The organism is Limosilactobacillus reuteri (genome assembly GCF_002254085.1).
Lineage (GTDB): Bacteria > Bacillota > Bacilli > Lactobacillales > Lactobacillaceae > Limosilactobacillus > Limosilactobacillus reuteri_K.
In genome coordinates this window covers 1-15,653 of sequence record NZ_NGPY01000004.1, presented here as the reverse complement: position 1 = coordinate 15,653, position 15,653 = coordinate 1, and the positions used below count along the sequence as shown (strand labels likewise).

Here is a 15,653-nt window from a genome sequence, read left to right as displayed (position 1 = left end):
ATGAAAAAATTAGAAAAGTTGACTGGTGTCTGTAGTTTATTATTAAATTTAATGCCTTTTTTGCTGTATATTTCTCTTACTAAAGAACAATCTGATATCTTTGTTGGTGCTTTACCCTTCGCTATTTTCTATGCTTTCCGGCATACAATTTTATTATTTTGTCGTGATTTAGAATACGATTATCAACGGCTGGCCTGGATTGGTCTTTATAGTGGAATTGTTGGTTACTTTTTAGGGATGTTTGGTGGATTTCAACCAATCTTCTGGGACTTGTCAGGTGTAGGGGCAGGGATTGCTTCTCAACTATTTCCAACTGCAATAAGTCAGCGGAAACGATTAACGAAACAAGGACTATTACCTAAACAGGATCATCTTAAACCACTTTTTCAAATTATTATAGTTTTGATCGGTGTTGGAATAATTATGTGGATAAAGAAGCCAGTGATTAGTTTTGCTTTAATGCTAATCATTACTTTTGGTGCAATGGGATCAATTTGGAAAACGCCCCACGCAATTCGCCCGTTGCCAGTTCGTCTACATTGGGCTAATTACCTACTAGCATTAATTTTGCTTGGTGCGATGTTACTGTTGCGATTAGGGAGAAGTTTAGGCTTTGGGAAACCACTTGAATGGGGAACTGCTCTTTTATTAATCTTCCTCATTACGATAGTCCTTGCCTTACTTGTAAACCATCGCCGATTACTTCATTATCCAAATCATTTACGGCAACGAATAATGCTTTATGGTGCTTGTGGTCAATATTGGACTTTGTATAGTACTGTTTTTATTGGCATTTTATATGGCACAAGGATGTATTCTTGGACAATTGTTGCTTACTTATTTGCTTTCGTCTTTGGAGGGATACTGGTAAAGCAAATGAATCGCTTGTTGCACTTTAAGGATTACCAAATTAATCTAGTAATGATAATATTTGGAATTCTTTTAACATTCTGGCTACCAACATATTTTATTGGCGTATTTATTATCCGTAGTTTTGCCGGTGCAGAACGTAAAATAGCAATTGACGACTATGAGGAAGCAACCCATAATTATAGTATTTCTTCGATTGTCAATTATTACTATGCATCAATTGCGGGGATAATTTCCCAATTAGTAATGTGGGAAAGCTTATTTATTTTCGCTGGACCAACGGGAATGAATAGAATTTTTGGCGCTTTTTCAGTGGGAAAAACAAGCGCCCAAAGCTTTTCAATTATCATGAATACCCATCTTATTCTTGCGGGTTACATGATTATATTTATAATGGCGTTGATTTTTAGATTAAAGAACACAAAAAAGCAAGAACTTAGATAGAAATATCTTTGTTCTTGCTTTTTACAATTTCTTGTCGCCAATGATTAAGATGTTTTTTAGTGATGACACACAAACCATCATCGCCGACCTGATTCATTTCGTCAGTACACATGATTTTGATGTCACCAGTTTGTTTTACTTTGTTTTCGCCCCAGTAGTTTAAATAACGAAGGGCGGCATAAAGGTTTTCACCCTCAGGAGTTAAGCGATATTCAACGTGGGGAGGAATTGTATTGCAACTTTTACGGATAATGAGGCCGGCATCTGACATTTCACGAAGTTGGTCACTCAAGACTTTACACGAGGTACCTAGTTGCTTAACTAGTTCACTTGTCCGTCGAGGATGATCAGCTAAGAGATAAAGAATAACAGACTTCCATTTACCGCCGATGATTGCTAGAGCGTAGTTTGCTCCAGTATTATACATTCTAGGTTGCCGTTCCATTAAAATTCCTCCTTTGGCGTTTATGATAATGATATAACGTTAAAGGAGAGGAAGAAAAATCAGTTTACTTGATTAATTTGAACATCTCTTCGTCATCAAGGTGAGCCTTTTCTCCAGCTGGTGCCTCAATTGACCCAAATGGCATTTCAGCACGCAATTGCCAATCGGCTGGAAGATTAAATGTTTGATGAATAGCATCATCGATCAATGGGTTGTAATGTTGAAGACTGGCACCGATTCCTTGTTCTGCAAGTGCTGTCCAAACGGCTTGTTGAGCACCACCGAGGCCTTGTTCAGCCCAGTTTGCAAAATTAGCTGCATATGATGGATAATCATTCTCTAATTGATGCACAATTGTAGTGTCGGTAAAGTAGAGGATCGTTCCATAGCCTGCTTTGAAACTATCAATCTTTGCCTTTGTTTTTTCAAAAGCATCTGGACTCTTAGCAATTTTACGTAAAGCATCCTCAACGATTTCCCATACTTTATCTGATGACTTGCCAAATAATACGACTGCCCGTACTGTTTGACTATTAAAAGCAGTTGATGAGTTTTTGATTGTTTGCTTCACTAAGTCAAAAATTTCTTCAGGTGTTTGTGAAAGATTATCACCAAGCGCATAGATTGAACGACGATTTGCAGCTAAACTATTAAATTGTGAATTCATAATAATCACTCCCGTACATTCATTTACTTACTAATAGTAACTGAAAAACAAAAATATACAAGAAGTGAATTTTATTTCACCAGAGAAAGGAGAAGAAATGGTCGAAAAAGATTGTCCGATTGAGAATACGCTTAAGTTAATAAACGGAAAGTGGAAAAGCGTAATTATATATCAAATTAGTGAATATGAGCCTTGTCGTTTTTCGGAGTTGCAAAAATTAATTCCGGATTGTTCAAAGAGAATGTTGGCTCTTCAACTAAAGGACTTAGAGGAAGCAAGTATTATTCAAAAGCGTGTTTATTCGACAGTGCCGCCTAAGACTGAGTATTCATTGACGGAAGTAGGAAAAAGTTTGGTACCAATAATTAGGTCAATTAACCAGTGGGGCAAAAAATATACTAAAAAATAAAATTTTGCCGATTACTTGTCCATCAATCATATCTTACCTGAATGTAACTACCTTACTTGTATGTACTTACTTTTAATTGGTACAGAGGATTGTATACTAAAAGTAGAATTTACGAGGAGGTAAAAATAATGGCAAGAGAAGTTCTGATTCTGGGTGCAACTGGGAAAATTGCTGGACAAGCAATTGATGCATTATTAGCAAATGGTAATGACGAATTATTATTGTTTACTCGGCACCATATGCACGAAAAAACTTTGGTGTGAATAAACCAAATACAGACGGGGATAAACCGGCCTGGTATTGAACCGCTAATTGCAAGATAGATTAATCCATTGTATACTGATACCCAATAATTTAATAACGACTCGTCTTTAGTCCCCGGATTAAAGACATTAAGAGTACTAGCCATCTTCTACTAGGGCCTGTCACAATGACATGAAGAAGTTGGTTAGTACTCTTTTATTTTTTAGGAGGTTTTAATATGAATGTTGAAGTAAAAACACTAAACGAAATGACAGCTCAAGAATGGTGTAAATTGGCGGAAGTACGGGTAAGGGTTTTTGTTGTTGAGTAGGAATGTCCTTATCAAGAAATCGATGAACAGGATTATCAAGCTCACCATTTAATGTTGAAGGACGAGCAAGGAGAATTAGTAGGTTACACGCGAATGATGGCTAAGGATGATGATCATGCGACTTTTGGCCGTGTATTAGTCTTGAAGCAATTTCGTGGACATAAACATGGTCGCCAGCTAGTTCAGGCAACGATCGATGAAACTAAGCGTCTTTTCCCAAATAAGACAATTCAAATTCAAGCTCAAGCGTATCTTAAAGAATTTTACGCATCGTTTGGATTTAAGCCAATTTCAGATGTTTACCTTGAAGATAATATTCCGCACTTAGATATGGTATTAGATTAATTGTGAAGAAAATACTAATAGAGTAGTAATTTTGCATTAAAGTAAGGTAATTATTAATTTGTTGTGTGCGCTTCCATGATATAGTGAGGATATTGAACTGACACTATCAAATAAGTAGGCAGAATATTATGGCAAAGACATTTACAAGAGAAGAATTAAAAAAATATGATGGGCAAAGCGGGAATCCAGCTTATGTAGCAATTAATAATCGTGTCTATGATGTAACTCATATTCCTGCATGGCAAGATGGTACCCATCATGGAAATAAGGCAGGATTGGATTTGACAGATGTTCTGTTTAATTACTCTCCGCATAAAGATCGGGTGTTGGCCAAATTACCGTTAGTAGGACAATTAGTGTAAGAAGGACTGGGTTTATCTTAGTCCTTTTTTATAAAATTAACTTGTTGCTTTTTAGTCATTGGAGTGCTTTTAGTTTATTTATTAAATAATAGTGTTATATTTAAAATAATAATGGACTTTAGGAGGAACGACTCATGGCTGAGAAAAAATTTACACGAGATGAATTAGCTAAATATAATGGTGATGGCGAAAAACCACATTACATGGCAATTGATGGGTTAGTTTATGACATTACAGATGCTCCTAAAAAAGGAATCAGCATAAAAGAGTTAATGGAAGTCGTTTTTGGCCGTTCAAAAGAGAAAGATGAAATTCTAAAAAAGTTAACAGTTGTGGGAAAATTAGCTGATTAAGGAGGTGGTTAGATGACAAATAAAACATTTACTAGAGATGAGTTGCGTAAGTATAATGGACAGAATGGAGCGGATGCATATATTGCAATCGATGGAATTGTTTACGATGTGACTCATAGTCCTGCTTGGAAAAATGGGATTCATCATGGATATCAAGCCGGTTATGATTTAACGGATGCACTGTATAAGGTTTCTCCCCATAAAGACCGCGTATTGGCAAATCTACCCAAGGTGGGGACTTTAGTCGGAGAAGAATAAATAGCAGGAACTCTCAAAAGTATCTTGAGTCCCTGCTATTATTCATTTGAAATTATCCCCAAACTTCTGTAGCAATTTCTTTAACAAGTGCAACCTTCTTCCATTGTTGTTCTTCTGTTAAAATATTTCCTTCTTCAGTTGATGCAAAGCCACATTGCGGACTAAGACAGAGCTTATCTAATGGATGGAATTGCGCGGCTTCATGAATTCGTTTGATAATTGCTTCCTTACCTTCAAGTTCACCTGATTTTGAAGTAATTAAACCAAGAACAACATACTTATCATCAGGAACTTTGCTAAGTGGTTCAAATCCGCCAGCACGTTCACTATCGTATTCGAGATAGAAGGCATTGACGTTTTCCTTAGCAAATAGCGTGTCGGCAACTGGTCCATATCCACCGGCAGCAGCCCATGTTGAGTGATAGTTTCCGCGACAAACGTGGGTATTAATTGTTAAGTCGGCAGGTAAATTAGCAATTGCCTCATTGTTTACTTTTAAGAATCGTTTTTGAAGAGCTTCGAGCTGAGATACATCAGCATTGGGGTCTTTTTTCTTTAGGTTAGCAAAGGCGTTAACAGAAATTCCCCATGTACAGTCATCTAGTTGAAGAGTACGACAACCAGCAGCATAAAGATCTTCAATCACTTGATGATAAGCAGCGGCAACGTCATGATCTAAATCTTCTTGGTTGGGATAAAATTCTTTAGCATTAGCTTGATTTTCGGGACGAAGAAATTCTTCTAAAAATTGTGCTGGTGCAGGAATGGTTTGTTTAACTTGAACGCCATCAGAGGTATGAGCTTGGGTAAATTTGAAATGTTCGACAAAGGGGTGATTTTCGCCAGAGATTTTTCCCGTAATTTGAGCAGTTTCAGGACGAGTCTCTTCATCTGCAAACTTATAGCCTTCCTTTAGAGTAGCTTTTTTAACGCCATTTAATCCCCAGAAGAAGTCAAGGTGCCACCAACTGCGCCGGAATTCACCGTCAGTAACTGCTTTCAAGCCGGCAGCTTCTTCTTGTTTAATCAAATTAATAATTGCTTTATCTTCAACAGCTGTTAAGTCTGCTTGTGTTATTTCGCCGTTTGCAAATTTTGCGCGAGCTTCTTTCAGCTCTTGAGGACGAAGGAAGCTTCCAACGATGTCATAACGAAATGGTGATGTAGTACGTGTAGTGAATTCAGTCATAGTAAATCGATCCTTTCTATTCGTGATGGGTTCAAGAATTGAAGCAATAAAAAAGTCCCTAGGAAAAATATTTTTACTTTTCCTAGGGACGTTGATTAATCAAAAGTTAATTAACGTGTTACCACCCTAATTTGATAGTATCTCACAATACTATCCTCAATAGGTACACTGATGGAAGCTATACCCAGACGTTTTATCGGTCGTCAATCGTGAACTACTTATATAGAATACTCGTAATTCGTGAAGCTCCAAGACCATCTTCATCTCAGTCTCTTATGTCACTTCTCATCAACCGTGATTTTCTGTAATAAGATTCTAAGATTACTCATCTTTTCTAAGCTGTTTCTCATTTATTTATCATTATAATACGCGGATGAGATATGAATGTCAAGATAATTTACAACAAAAAATAAATCTTGACATTTATAACCTAAAGTATTAAATTAGATAAAAATTAAAACATGATTATAAAAACACGTTGAAAAGAAGAGTAATTATGAGTGGATTAGCAGAGAGTCCTTGGTTGATGGAAAAGGATAACCTGCTTATAATGAAAATCACTTTGAGTGCCATGATGAAATTAGTAATTAATGGTGGGATCAGCCCATTATAGCTGACGTGTTTAATGGAAACATTGAACATTTGAGGCTAATAATGTGAATTATTGGCAAATTAAGGTGGTACCACGCAAAAAGCGTCCTTAGGTTAAGTTATTTAACCTAAGGACGCTTTTTTATAGTCATAAAAAGGAGAGATAATTATGAAGTTTACAGTCGTTGGTGCGGGTGCAATGGGATTACGGTTTGGTGTTCTATTACAAGAAGCGGGTAATGAAGTTGATTTTGTTGAAGGGTGGTTACCACATTACAACAAGATGAAAGAACAAGGAGGAGTTTATGTAACTCGCGAGCATAAAAATAGACATCTTGTTCCGGTTAACGTTTATACACCCGAAGAATACGAGGCTACAGATGCTGATTTTGTTTTCTTTGAATTAAAACAAATGCAGTTAGACGATATGTTAAAACGTTGTGAACATTTCTTGAAGGATCAATATGCGATGACAGCGATGAATGGAATGGGACATGTTGAAAAATTATTGAAGTATTTCCCAAAAGAAAAAGTGGTTGCTGGAACGGCCTTAGTAGCAACTATCTTAACCAGACCTGGCGAAGTTGAATTTGTTGGCGAACGAGGAATGGGAACGACTAATTGGGCTAATTATACTGAAAAGCCTGATGAGAAGACTCAAGCGTTAATGGCAGAACTCAAAAAAGCAAACTTTAATCCATCCCTTAAAGATGATTTTATGGGAACGCTGATGGCAAAGGTAGTCTTTAATTCAGTTGTTAATACCCTTTGTACTATGTTTGAAATTACAATGGGTGAGTATGCGGCATTTGACAAGGCTGATGAACTATCCCGTCAATTAATTGATGAAGCATATGATGTCTGTGAGCGTGCTGGAGTACAATTGGTTAATACGCGAGCAGAAGAGCTAGAAAGTGTGAATTATGTCTCTAAAGTTGGCTGTCCGCATCATTATCCATCAATGTACCAAGATATGAGTCATAATCGTCCAGTGGAAGTTGATTATATCAATGGTTACTTTGTTAAGCTGGGTCGCCAATATAATTATGAAGCCAAAACCCATAATTTTGTTACTAATTTAGTCCACTTAGCGGAAACGACTCGTCAAAATCGCAGTGTTAAATAATATTAAAATGAGAGTGGGAAATAACCTTCTCGACAAGGCGGTTGGCTAAGCTAGGACGATGATTAGCACGGCACGGGCTGATTATCGTTCGTACTTAGACTCGAGCCTTGTGGTTATTTTCCACGTTATCTTTCTATTGTTCATAAAAGTAGTTGAGGCTGAGAGAAAACTTTTGTTTTCTCCCAGCCTCATCATAATTTAGAAATAAATTTTAAGCGCCTGGAATATCACTTTCATCTTGGAAATTAAATTCGTTTGCATGACGAAGAGAGTAGCAGAAGTAAACTCCTAATCCAACTAGCAACCACAATAAGTATGTTAACCAAGCATTAAGTGAGATGCTTACTAATAAAACAATACAGATCAATACTGATAGAACAGGAATAACGTTGCCAAAAGGTACCTTAAATGGTCGTTTTAATTCTGGATAACGGTAGCGTAAGATAATTACGATAAGCGAAATTAAAGCAAAGACAACCAACGATCCAATATTGGCAATTAATGCAAGATAATGGAGATCAAATTCTCCAGCCAAGACAGCTGCAAGAAGTCCGACTAACCAAATAGCACGATTAGGACTTTGAGTTTTGTCGTTAACTTTAGCGAGGCCTTGAGGAAGAAAAGCACTTCGACTCATTGACTTCATGATATTTGAGCCAGCATAGATGAATGCGAAGACAACAGCCATAATTCCTAAAACAGCACCAAGCGAAACAATCTCAGCCACGTATTTATGACCTTTAGCTAAAAGAACATATGACATAGCTTCAGAGACATTCAAATCTTTATAGCTTAGAACTCCCGTCATAACAAGACTAACTAAAATATAGAGGGCCGTTGAAATGACTAAACATAAAATTATTGCCCGGGGAATATTTTTATCAACATCTTTAGCATCTTCAGCAGAAGTAGCTAATGCATCAAATCCAAGGAAGGAGAAGAAGACAGCAGATGCTCCTGTGAAAATTCCTTTGTATCCATATGGTAAAAATGGGTGCCAGTTAGCTGGATTAATATGTTGAGCACTAACAACGATAAATAGAACAATAATAAAGATTTTGACACCAACCAAGAAGTTGTTAACAAGTTTACTTTCACTAGTTCCCCGTGTCAGAATAATCGTCATAAAAAGGATCATCAAGACAGCAGGGAGATTTACATAACCACCAGTTGCAGGAGTAACCAGTAATTTATGTGGTAAATTAACTCCAAGAACTTCGAGGAACGATTGCACGTACCCGGTCCAACCATTGGCTACGGTAGCAGTTGTAGTAACGTAGACCCCAATCAGCGTCCATCCAGCAAGGAACGCCATAAATTTACCAATTGAAACCCACGCGTAGTAAAAGGCACTTCCTGAATTGGGGAGGCTAGTGGTCAATTCTGAATAACAGAGACCAATTAAACCACTGGCAAGAGCAGCAATCAGAAAAGAGAAAACAATTGCGGGGCCTGAATCTTCCGCGGCGACAATTCCAGTTAAAACTAAAATTCCAGTTCCGATGATTGCGCCAATACCTAGAATAGAAAGGTCGAAGAGGCCGAGAGTTTTCTCATGCTCTTTTCCCTTGGGTAACTGATTTTGCATGATTATGATTCCTTTCATAAAATACTGAAAACTGAAACTTAATTTTACATTAAAAATTACTGTGAATCAAATTTCACTTTAAAATTTATTGGCAATCCACAGTCTACCAATAGGGGTTAACCATTCTATTATACAAATTTTAGGGCTTACGATGAGAATGACTTTTGATAATTTCTTTCAAAACTAGTTATTAACAATAATTTATTTTAAAATAGCTAATGAGTTTGAAAAGAAAGCAGATGAACAGATGAAACAGCATAAGCTAATTGTTATTTCGCTAGATTCACTAGGATTTCGTGACCTAAACGAATTACGCCAAATAACACCAACATTAGCGAATTTAATAAAAAAAGGAACCTGGGTAAAAAAAGTTGAAGGAATCTTTCCAACGTTAACTTATCCATCCCATACTTCGATTATTACCGGGCAGTATCCGGCTGTGCATGGAATTATTAACAATACTAAATTGCAGCCACGCCGGCAATCGCTTGACTGGTTTTGGTATCGAAAAGATATTCAATCGGTGCCTCTCTATGATGTTGCAAAAGAAAAGGGCTTAACAACTGCTGCATTTTTGTGGCCTGTTACTGCTGGCAGTAAGATTGATTATAACCTTGCAGAAATCTTTCCTAATCGAATTTGGACAAATCAAGTACTTGTTTCGTTAAAGGCAAGCAGTCCGTTATTTCTATATGAAATGAATAAGAAATATGGTAAATTACGGCACGGGATTAAGCAGCCGTGGCTTGACGATTTTGTAACAGCATGTGCGGTTGATACGATTAAAAATAAAAAGCCGGACTTAACCTTGATTCACTTAGTTGATATGGATAGTATGCGTCACCGTTATGGGGTTCGGTCACCACAAGCAAAAGAAGCATTACACCGTTTAGATAAACGCGTAGCTAAGATAATTCAAGCGACGAAAGATGCCGGTACTTATGCGCGAACGGACTTTGTAGTTTTAGGGGATCACTATCAAATTAATGTTGATAAGATGATTCATTTAAATATGTTGTTTGCGCAACAAGGACTTCTTCACCCTCTTAGAAAGAAAATTACTTATCGAAATAACTGGCAAGTCACTGCTAAAACTTGCGATGGAGAAACCTATATTTATACTCGTGGTGCCGTGGATCGAGGAAAACTTAAGCAAATGATTGCTGGTATTGAAGGGGTTGAGCAAATCTATGATAACGCAACGGCAATTAAACGAGGCGCGGATCCTAAATGTACGTTTTTGGTTGAAGCTAAGCCGGGATATTATTTTACTGATGAGGTAAACAGACCAGCAATTGTTGAAAAAGTTGCTCCAGAATCAATTGGAACTCATGATCGATATCGTGGAGTCCATGGTTACGGGCCAACACAAGCAAATTACTTCACTACCGCTATTTTTGCCGGTCCACAAATCAAAGGTGATGCGACTGTTGAAAATGCTCACCTGGTTGATGAAGGACCGACATTTGCTAAATTATTAGGATTACATTATCCGACTGCAACTGCCGGACAAGTAATTAATGCAATCTTTAAAGACTGAGGTGACGTTGTGAAGTTTACAAGACAACAATGGCAATGGATTTTTTATGATTGGGCAAATTCTGGTTATGGAATTTTAGTTGTGACCGCTGTTTTACCAGTTTATTTCAAAGCAGTAACTGATCATGCCGGTGTTAGTGCAGCGAATTCGATAGCGCTGTGGGGATACGCAAATAGTTTTGGTACACTTATTATTTCTTTACTTGCACCTTTATTGGGAGCATTGGCTGATTATCCGCATGCAAAAAAGCGCTGGCTAAATCTCTTTACTTGGTTGGGAATTTTACTGACAATTGGTCTTGCTCTTGTTCCAATCAAATATTGGCAGGTGCTTTTACTTGTTTATATTGGATCGATCATTGGTTACTCAGGAGGAAATTTATTTTATGATAGTTTCCTAATAGATGTAGCTGATAATAAGCAAATGGACCGTGTTTCGTCGACCGGTTATGGAATGGGCTATCTAGGAGGAGTGGTCGCCTTTATTATCTTTTTAGTGGCAGAACTAAGTAAAGGTTTTGGCGGTCTCCTAAGCAGTTATGGAGTAGCCCGATTTAGTTTTATTCTGGCTGCAGTTTGGTGGGTTATTTTTGCGTAGCCGTTATTAAAAAAATGGTCATCAACGTTATAGCGTCAACAGTATGAAAAAAATCCTTTTATCGATAGTTTGCGCCGTCTGAGAAGAACCATGCATCATATTAATCAATATCAGCAGTTGACATGGTTTTTAGTTGCCTATTTCTTCTATATTGACGGTGTTGATACAATTTTTACGATGGCAACAGTTATTGGTAAAGACTTAGGAATTCAAACAACGATGCTGATGGTCGTTCTGTTAGTAGTTCAGTTAATTGCTGTTCCATTTCACTTTTGTATGGTTGACTTGCTAATAAGTTTTCTACGAGACGAATTATTATGCTAGGCATTATCGTTTATTTCTTTATTTGTCTTTATGCTTTACGGTTAGAAACTTTGATCGATTTTTGGATTTTAGCTATTTTAGTTGGGACAAGCCAAGGCGGACTTCAAGCACTTAGTAGATCATACTTCGGCCGCCTTGTTCCTAAAAATGACAGTAGTGAATTTTTGGGTTTCTATAATATCCTTGGGAAGTTTTCCGCAATTCTCGGTCCCTTTATTGTTGGAATCGTTACTCAATAAACTGGTAAATCGACGGTCGGTGCGGCTTCATTAAGTGTTCTATTTGCCCTGGGGTTAGTTATGTTTATATTTGCTTCGGCTATTAAGGATAAATAAAAAAGGTCATGATCGAGAAATTCCTAATCATGACCTTTTAAAATTACTTGCGAACGTTAAGGATACCTTGACCAATACCAGCAGGTGTATCAGTCTTAGCTTCAAATGAAAGGCCGCTAGCGTGATGTTCTTCAGTAGCTTTACCCATTGCTTTAAATAAATCGTTCATAGTAGACATATCTTATACCTCCAAAATAAATAGTTTTTGTTTTTTATGATTAGTTATTATATTTAGTGGCTCAAAAGTGAGCGTTTATTACTATAAAACCTTTGATTAATAGTGTCAATCACTAATTTTAGGTTGTCCAAAACTTCACGAATGTTTCGAAAACGGTTTATTTTTGGTGGTTAAAGTTATGCTAAAAATTTCGCTTTCATAAAATTTAAAACAAAAAAATGGCTTTCACAAAGTTGTGATAAAGCCATTTTTAGTCTTAATTACTTTTCACGGGAGTAAGAAGCAATATCTTCAAGAATTTCATTCATAAATGCTTCTTGACTCATTTCATTTTGTTCCTTTTCACCGTACTTACGAACAGATACACCATTGTTATTCTTTTCATCGTCTCCAACAACAAGAGTATATGGAACCTTTTGTGTTTGAGCTTCACGAATCTTATAGCCCATCTTTTCGTTTCGGTGGTCGACATTAACCCGGATGTTAGCAGCCTTCATCTTCTTAGCGAGGTCATCGGCGTATTCACCATGAGCTTCTTCATTAACAGGGATGATGTGAACTTGTTCTGGAGCTAACCAAGTTGGGAATGCACCCTTGTAAATTTCTGTCAAGTAAGCCATGAACCGTTCCATTGTTCCAACAACACCACGATGAATCATAACTGGTTGATGTTCTTTACCGTCTTGACCAACGTAGGAAAGACCGAATCGTTCTGGAAGCATGAAGTCAAGTTGAATCGTTGACATTGTTTCATCATTTCCAAGAGCAGTCTTGGTTTGAATATCAAGTTTTGGACCATAGAAGGCAGCTTCACCTTCAGCTTCATAATAATCAAGGTTAAGGTCATCCATTGCTGACTTCAACATTGATTGGGATTTTTCCCACATTTCGTCATTAGCATAGTACTTCTTAACGTTCTTAGGGTCACGAAGAGAAAGACGGAAGCTGTAGTCGGTAATATCAAAGTCTTCGTAAACGCTCATTATCAACTTCAAAATCTTAGCGAATTCAGAACGAATTTGGTCAAGGGTAACGAAAGTGTGACCATCGTTCAAAGTCATTTCACGAACCCGTTGAAGACCAGAAAGGGCACCTGATTTTTCATAACGGTGCATCATACCAAGTTCCGCAATTCGTAATGGGAGATCACGGTATGAACGAATATGGTGCTTGTAAACTTGAATATGGCTTGGGCAGTTCATTGGCCGTAATTCAAGCATTTCACCATCACCCATGTCCATTGGTGGGAACATGTCGTCGCGGTAGTGTTCCCAGTGGCCAGAAGTCTTGTATGCATCAAGATTCATTAGGACTGGAGTATAAACGTGTTGGTAACCATCGGCAACTTCCCGGTCAATGATGTAACGTTCGATTGTTCGGCGAATAGTAGCACCTTTTGGTAACCAGTATGGTAAACCGGCACCAACTTTAGGATCAACAAAGAAGAGGTCAAGTTGGTTACCGATAACACGGTGGTCACGTTCCTTAGCTTCTTGACGTTTCTTTAAATCTTCTTCTAATGCATCCTTCTTGTAGAAGACAGTTCCGTAAATCCGTTGAAGCATAGGATTGGAGGACATTCCCTTCCAGTAAGCACCAGCAACAGAAAGCAAGCGTAAGTTTTTAACAACATTACCATACAAAAGAATGTCATCATCTGCAACAGCTTTAACATCGCCAAGTTGGTACATTGCTACCTTGCCGTCTTTGGCATTTTCGTTGATCAATTCAGTAGAGAAACGATCATCTTTTACCTCGGCAAGAGCCTTGTCAACAGGTACTTCAACAAATTCTACCTTAACATCGTTCTTTGCCATTCCCTTGATTACGTCTTCAAGAGCTGGTAATTCGTCAGCAGAAACTTGTTGATTATCTTTATCAGAATCAACGTGGAAACCATCTTCGTCAGCGACAGCTTCACCAAGTCGAATACCCTTAAATTCTTGTTTTAATGCAGCCTTTAACATTAATGCAGAAAGTTTACGTAATGCTTCTAAACCTTCTTGTGAATCCCGATCGATCTTCTTAACTGATCCATCTGGGGACATAACAGCAACCTGAGCCATAGAAATCTCTCCTTTAATATAAATAAAAACGTCCCTGATACTTTCAACGTTGAAAGTATCAGGGACGTTAATTAACAGAAATTAGCGTGGTTCCACCCATCTTTAGGACACACTAGTAATGTCCTCTCTAAGGTGCGGTAACGGACACGATCCGACTAGCCTTATCTCGGCTAATAATAAGGGAAGGTGGTACAACCATCATTGTCACTCACAAGTGCTTCCACTCAAGGCACTTACTCTCTGTAGAGGACTTTGAAGGTGCATATCCTTCAATCGATTGTCTTGATTATAGCACGCCCACTTTAATTGACAACCCCTTTATTCCAAATTAATGTTGATTATTTTGAGAATGAGGTTGAACTGGTTGCGGGTTTGACTGGGAGCTAGCGCTTTGCGAACTTTGATTAGGCTGTGACCCAGAATTGCTGCTTGCTGGTTGTGAAGTAGATTGTTGTTGGCTGTTGCCTTGATCATGATGTTCTTCCTGCGATGGTTGGTTTTGTTGTGGAGTTGAGGAAGAGTTAGTAGTTGGTTGTTGGTTAGTTGAATGATTTGTCTGAGGCGTGTTATTCGAACGACTAGGAGTTGAAATACTATAAGTATCTTGAGTATCATTGTCATCACTGTCATTGGAACTTGAACGATGCTTATGACTGCTACTGCTCTTTTTATGCTTCTTGTGTGATGAAGTGCTTGTGGAGACAGTAGTGTCATTACTATCAACATTGACAGGGTCCTGTTGTTTAACTAGGAAAATAACAATGGTTGCAATTAAGACAACTAATAGACCGCCTAAAATGACCTTAAACATTCGGCGAGAAATTCCATATGGATTCTTTTTCTTATTAGGGGATGCTGTCTTATGTTTATGGTTAGGGGTAGTCTGTTTAGGTTTACGATTAAAGAAAGAACGTTTTTTCTTTTCTTCTCCTGGCTTAGGAGTGTCATAAAGCTCAACCCGCGTAGGTCGCCGCTTATTGTTATTTTGATTATTATCTTTATTATTCAATGATTTCACCTCATACTTAATGAGTAATATATCTAGTTCCTTATTATACCATGGTGAGCCTAGATGTATTAAAAAATGGCCGACTCATTATGGGCCGACCACTTTTCGTATTTCTTCATAGCTATTTTGAGGGGGATAGTATAGAAGAAAAATAGGGGTTTATTTATATTAGGGATTGTCTATACTATACCGTTCAAGTATGAACATTTTGTGAAAGAATCGTTACAAAAATAAAAAACTGGAAATTTACTTCCAGTTTTTTGTTTGTGCGCCCGGCATGGGTATTAGCTAGGCGGTGAAAGTCCGCTATGGGCCGTAGTAGTCGGAACCATGAGCTGAGGACAAGGGTGTCCGTCGTGAGACGGAATCTGAAGGAAGTCTAA

General features: G+C 37.7%; 15 protein-coding genes, 2 pseudogenes and 1 other annotated feature. Of the genes and pseudogenes, 10 read left to right on the top strand and 7 right to left on the bottom strand.

Annotated elements, in window-relative coordinates:
• Nucleotides 1-1,314, top strand: a complete 1,314-nt coding sequence (locus tag CBG10_RS01135) for a hypothetical protein (protein WP_094511385.1) — start codon at nucleotides 1-3, stop codon at nucleotides 1,312-1,314.
• Here CBG10_RS01135 and CBG10_RS01130 read toward each other — a convergent pair.
• Both CBG10_RS01130 and CBG10_RS01125 read right to left on the bottom strand, forming a co-directional pair.
• The gene (locus CBG10_RS01130; RefSeq protein WP_094511383.1) at nucleotides 1,307-1,759 is read right to left on the bottom strand and encodes a winged helix-turn-helix transcriptional regulator; all 453 of its coding nucleotides are present in this window, start codon (nucleotides 1,757-1,759) and stop codon (nucleotides 1,307-1,309) included. The genes CBG10_RS01135 and CBG10_RS01130 overlap by 8 nt on opposite strands.
• A gap of 64 nt (nucleotides 1,760-1,823) precedes the next feature.
• Nucleotides 1,824-2,426 carry a nitroreductase family protein gene (locus CBG10_RS01125; protein WP_094511381.1) on the bottom strand — a complete coding sequence of 201 codons (603 nt, stop codon included), beginning with the start codon at nucleotides 2,424-2,426 and terminating at the stop codon, nucleotides 1,824-1,826.
• A gap of 97 nt (nucleotides 2,427-2,523) precedes the next feature.
• On the opposite strand from CBG10_RS01125, the gene CBG10_RS01120 reads away from it, so the two are divergent.
• From CBG10_RS01120 to CBG10_RS01095, 6 genes and pseudogenes are all read left to right on the top strand, one after another.
• Nucleotides 2,524-2,835 carry a winged helix-turn-helix transcriptional regulator gene (locus tag CBG10_RS01120; protein WP_094501394.1) on the top strand — a complete coding sequence of 104 codons (312 nt, stop codon included), beginning with the start codon at nucleotides 2,524-2,526 and terminating at the stop codon, nucleotides 2,833-2,835.
• A 128-nt stretch (nucleotides 2,836-2,963) separates the two neighbouring features.
• Entirely contained in the window at nucleotides 2,964-3,098 is a 135-nt protein-coding gene (locus tag CBG10_RS11655) for a hypothetical protein (protein ID WP_257525328.1), read from the top strand.
• Between the two features lie 218 nt (nucleotides 3,099-3,316).
• Nucleotides 3,317-3,754: pseudogene (locus tag CBG10_RS01110) on the top strand (GNAT family N-acetyltransferase).
• A gap of 128 nt (nucleotides 3,755-3,882) precedes the next feature.
• Nucleotides 3,883-4,116 (top strand): cytochrome b5 domain-containing protein, encoded by a 234-nt coding sequence (locus tag CBG10_RS01105; RefSeq protein WP_094511380.1) that lies wholly within the window; start codon nucleotides 3,883-3,885, stop codon nucleotides 4,114-4,116.
• Nucleotides 4,117-4,250: 134 nt separating this feature from the next.
• A complete protein-coding gene (locus CBG10_RS01100; protein WP_003665104.1) occupies nucleotides 4,251-4,469 on the top strand; it encodes a cytochrome b5-like heme/steroid binding domain-containing protein in 219 nt (72 codons plus the stop codon).
• A gap of 12 nt (nucleotides 4,470-4,481) precedes the next feature.
• Complete coding sequence (locus tag CBG10_RS01095) at nucleotides 4,482-4,727, top strand: cytochrome b5 domain-containing protein (protein ID WP_019251896.1); 246 nt, start codon at nucleotides 4,482-4,484, stop codon at nucleotides 4,725-4,727.
• A gap of 52 nt (nucleotides 4,728-4,779) precedes the next feature.
• On the opposite strand, the gene CBG10_RS01090 is transcribed toward CBG10_RS01095, so the two are convergent.
• Complete coding sequence (locus CBG10_RS01090) at nucleotides 4,780-5,916, bottom strand: 5-methyltetrahydropteroyltriglutamate--homocysteine S-methyltransferase (protein ID WP_094511378.1); 1,137 nt, start codon at nucleotides 5,914-5,916, stop codon at nucleotides 4,780-4,782.
• A gap of 469 nt (nucleotides 5,917-6,385) precedes the next feature.
• Nucleotides 6,386-6,621 (top strand) — a binding site (T-box leader).
• Between the two features lie 55 nt (nucleotides 6,622-6,676).
• On the opposite strand from CBG10_RS01090, the gene CBG10_RS01085 reads away from it, so the two are divergent.
• A complete protein-coding gene (locus tag CBG10_RS01085; RefSeq protein ID WP_094501404.1) occupies nucleotides 6,677-7,633 on the top strand; it encodes a ketopantoate reductase family protein in 957 nt (318 codons plus the stop codon).
• A gap of 211 nt (nucleotides 7,634-7,844) precedes the next feature.
• Here the strand turns inward: CBG10_RS01085 and CBG10_RS01080 are convergent, their stop codons facing one another.
• Nucleotides 7,845-9,239: an APC family permease gene (locus tag CBG10_RS01080; protein WP_094501406.1), complete on the bottom strand. Its 1,395-nt coding sequence runs from the start codon at nucleotides 9,237-9,239 to the stop codon at nucleotides 7,845-7,847.
• A 229-nt stretch (nucleotides 9,240-9,468) separates the two neighbouring features.
• On the opposite strand from CBG10_RS01080, the gene CBG10_RS01075 reads away from it, so the two are divergent.
• A complete protein-coding gene (locus tag CBG10_RS01075; RefSeq protein WP_094511376.1) occupies nucleotides 9,469-10,761 on the top strand; it encodes an alkaline phosphatase family protein in 1,293 nt (430 codons plus the stop codon).
• A 9-nt stretch (nucleotides 10,762-10,770) separates the two neighbouring features.
• Nucleotides 10,771-12,017, top strand: a pseudogene (locus CBG10_RS01070) (MFS transporter).
• Between the two features lie 43 nt (nucleotides 12,018-12,060).
• Here CBG10_RS01070 and CBG10_RS11650 read toward each other — a convergent pair.
• The 3 genes from CBG10_RS11650 to CBG10_RS01060 all read right to left on the bottom strand — a co-directional run bounded on the left by CBG10_RS11650 (nucleotide 12,061) and on the right by CBG10_RS01060 (nucleotide 15,270).
• Entirely contained in the window at nucleotides 12,061-12,195 is a 135-nt protein-coding gene (locus CBG10_RS11650; protein ID WP_003675372.1) for a hypothetical protein, read from the bottom strand.
• 260 nt (nucleotides 12,196-12,455) lie between these two features.
• Nucleotides 12,456-14,261 (bottom strand): threonine--tRNA ligase, encoded by a 1,806-nt coding sequence (gene thrS, locus CBG10_RS01065; protein ID WP_094501409.1) that lies wholly within the window; start codon nucleotides 14,259-14,261, stop codon nucleotides 12,456-12,458.
• Nucleotides 14,262-14,589: 328 nt separating this feature from the next.
• Nucleotides 14,590-15,270 (bottom strand): hypothetical protein, encoded by a 681-nt coding sequence (locus CBG10_RS01060; RefSeq protein WP_094511374.1) that lies wholly within the window; start codon nucleotides 15,268-15,270, stop codon nucleotides 14,590-14,592.
• Between the last annotated feature and the right edge of the window lie 383 nt (nucleotides 15,271-15,653).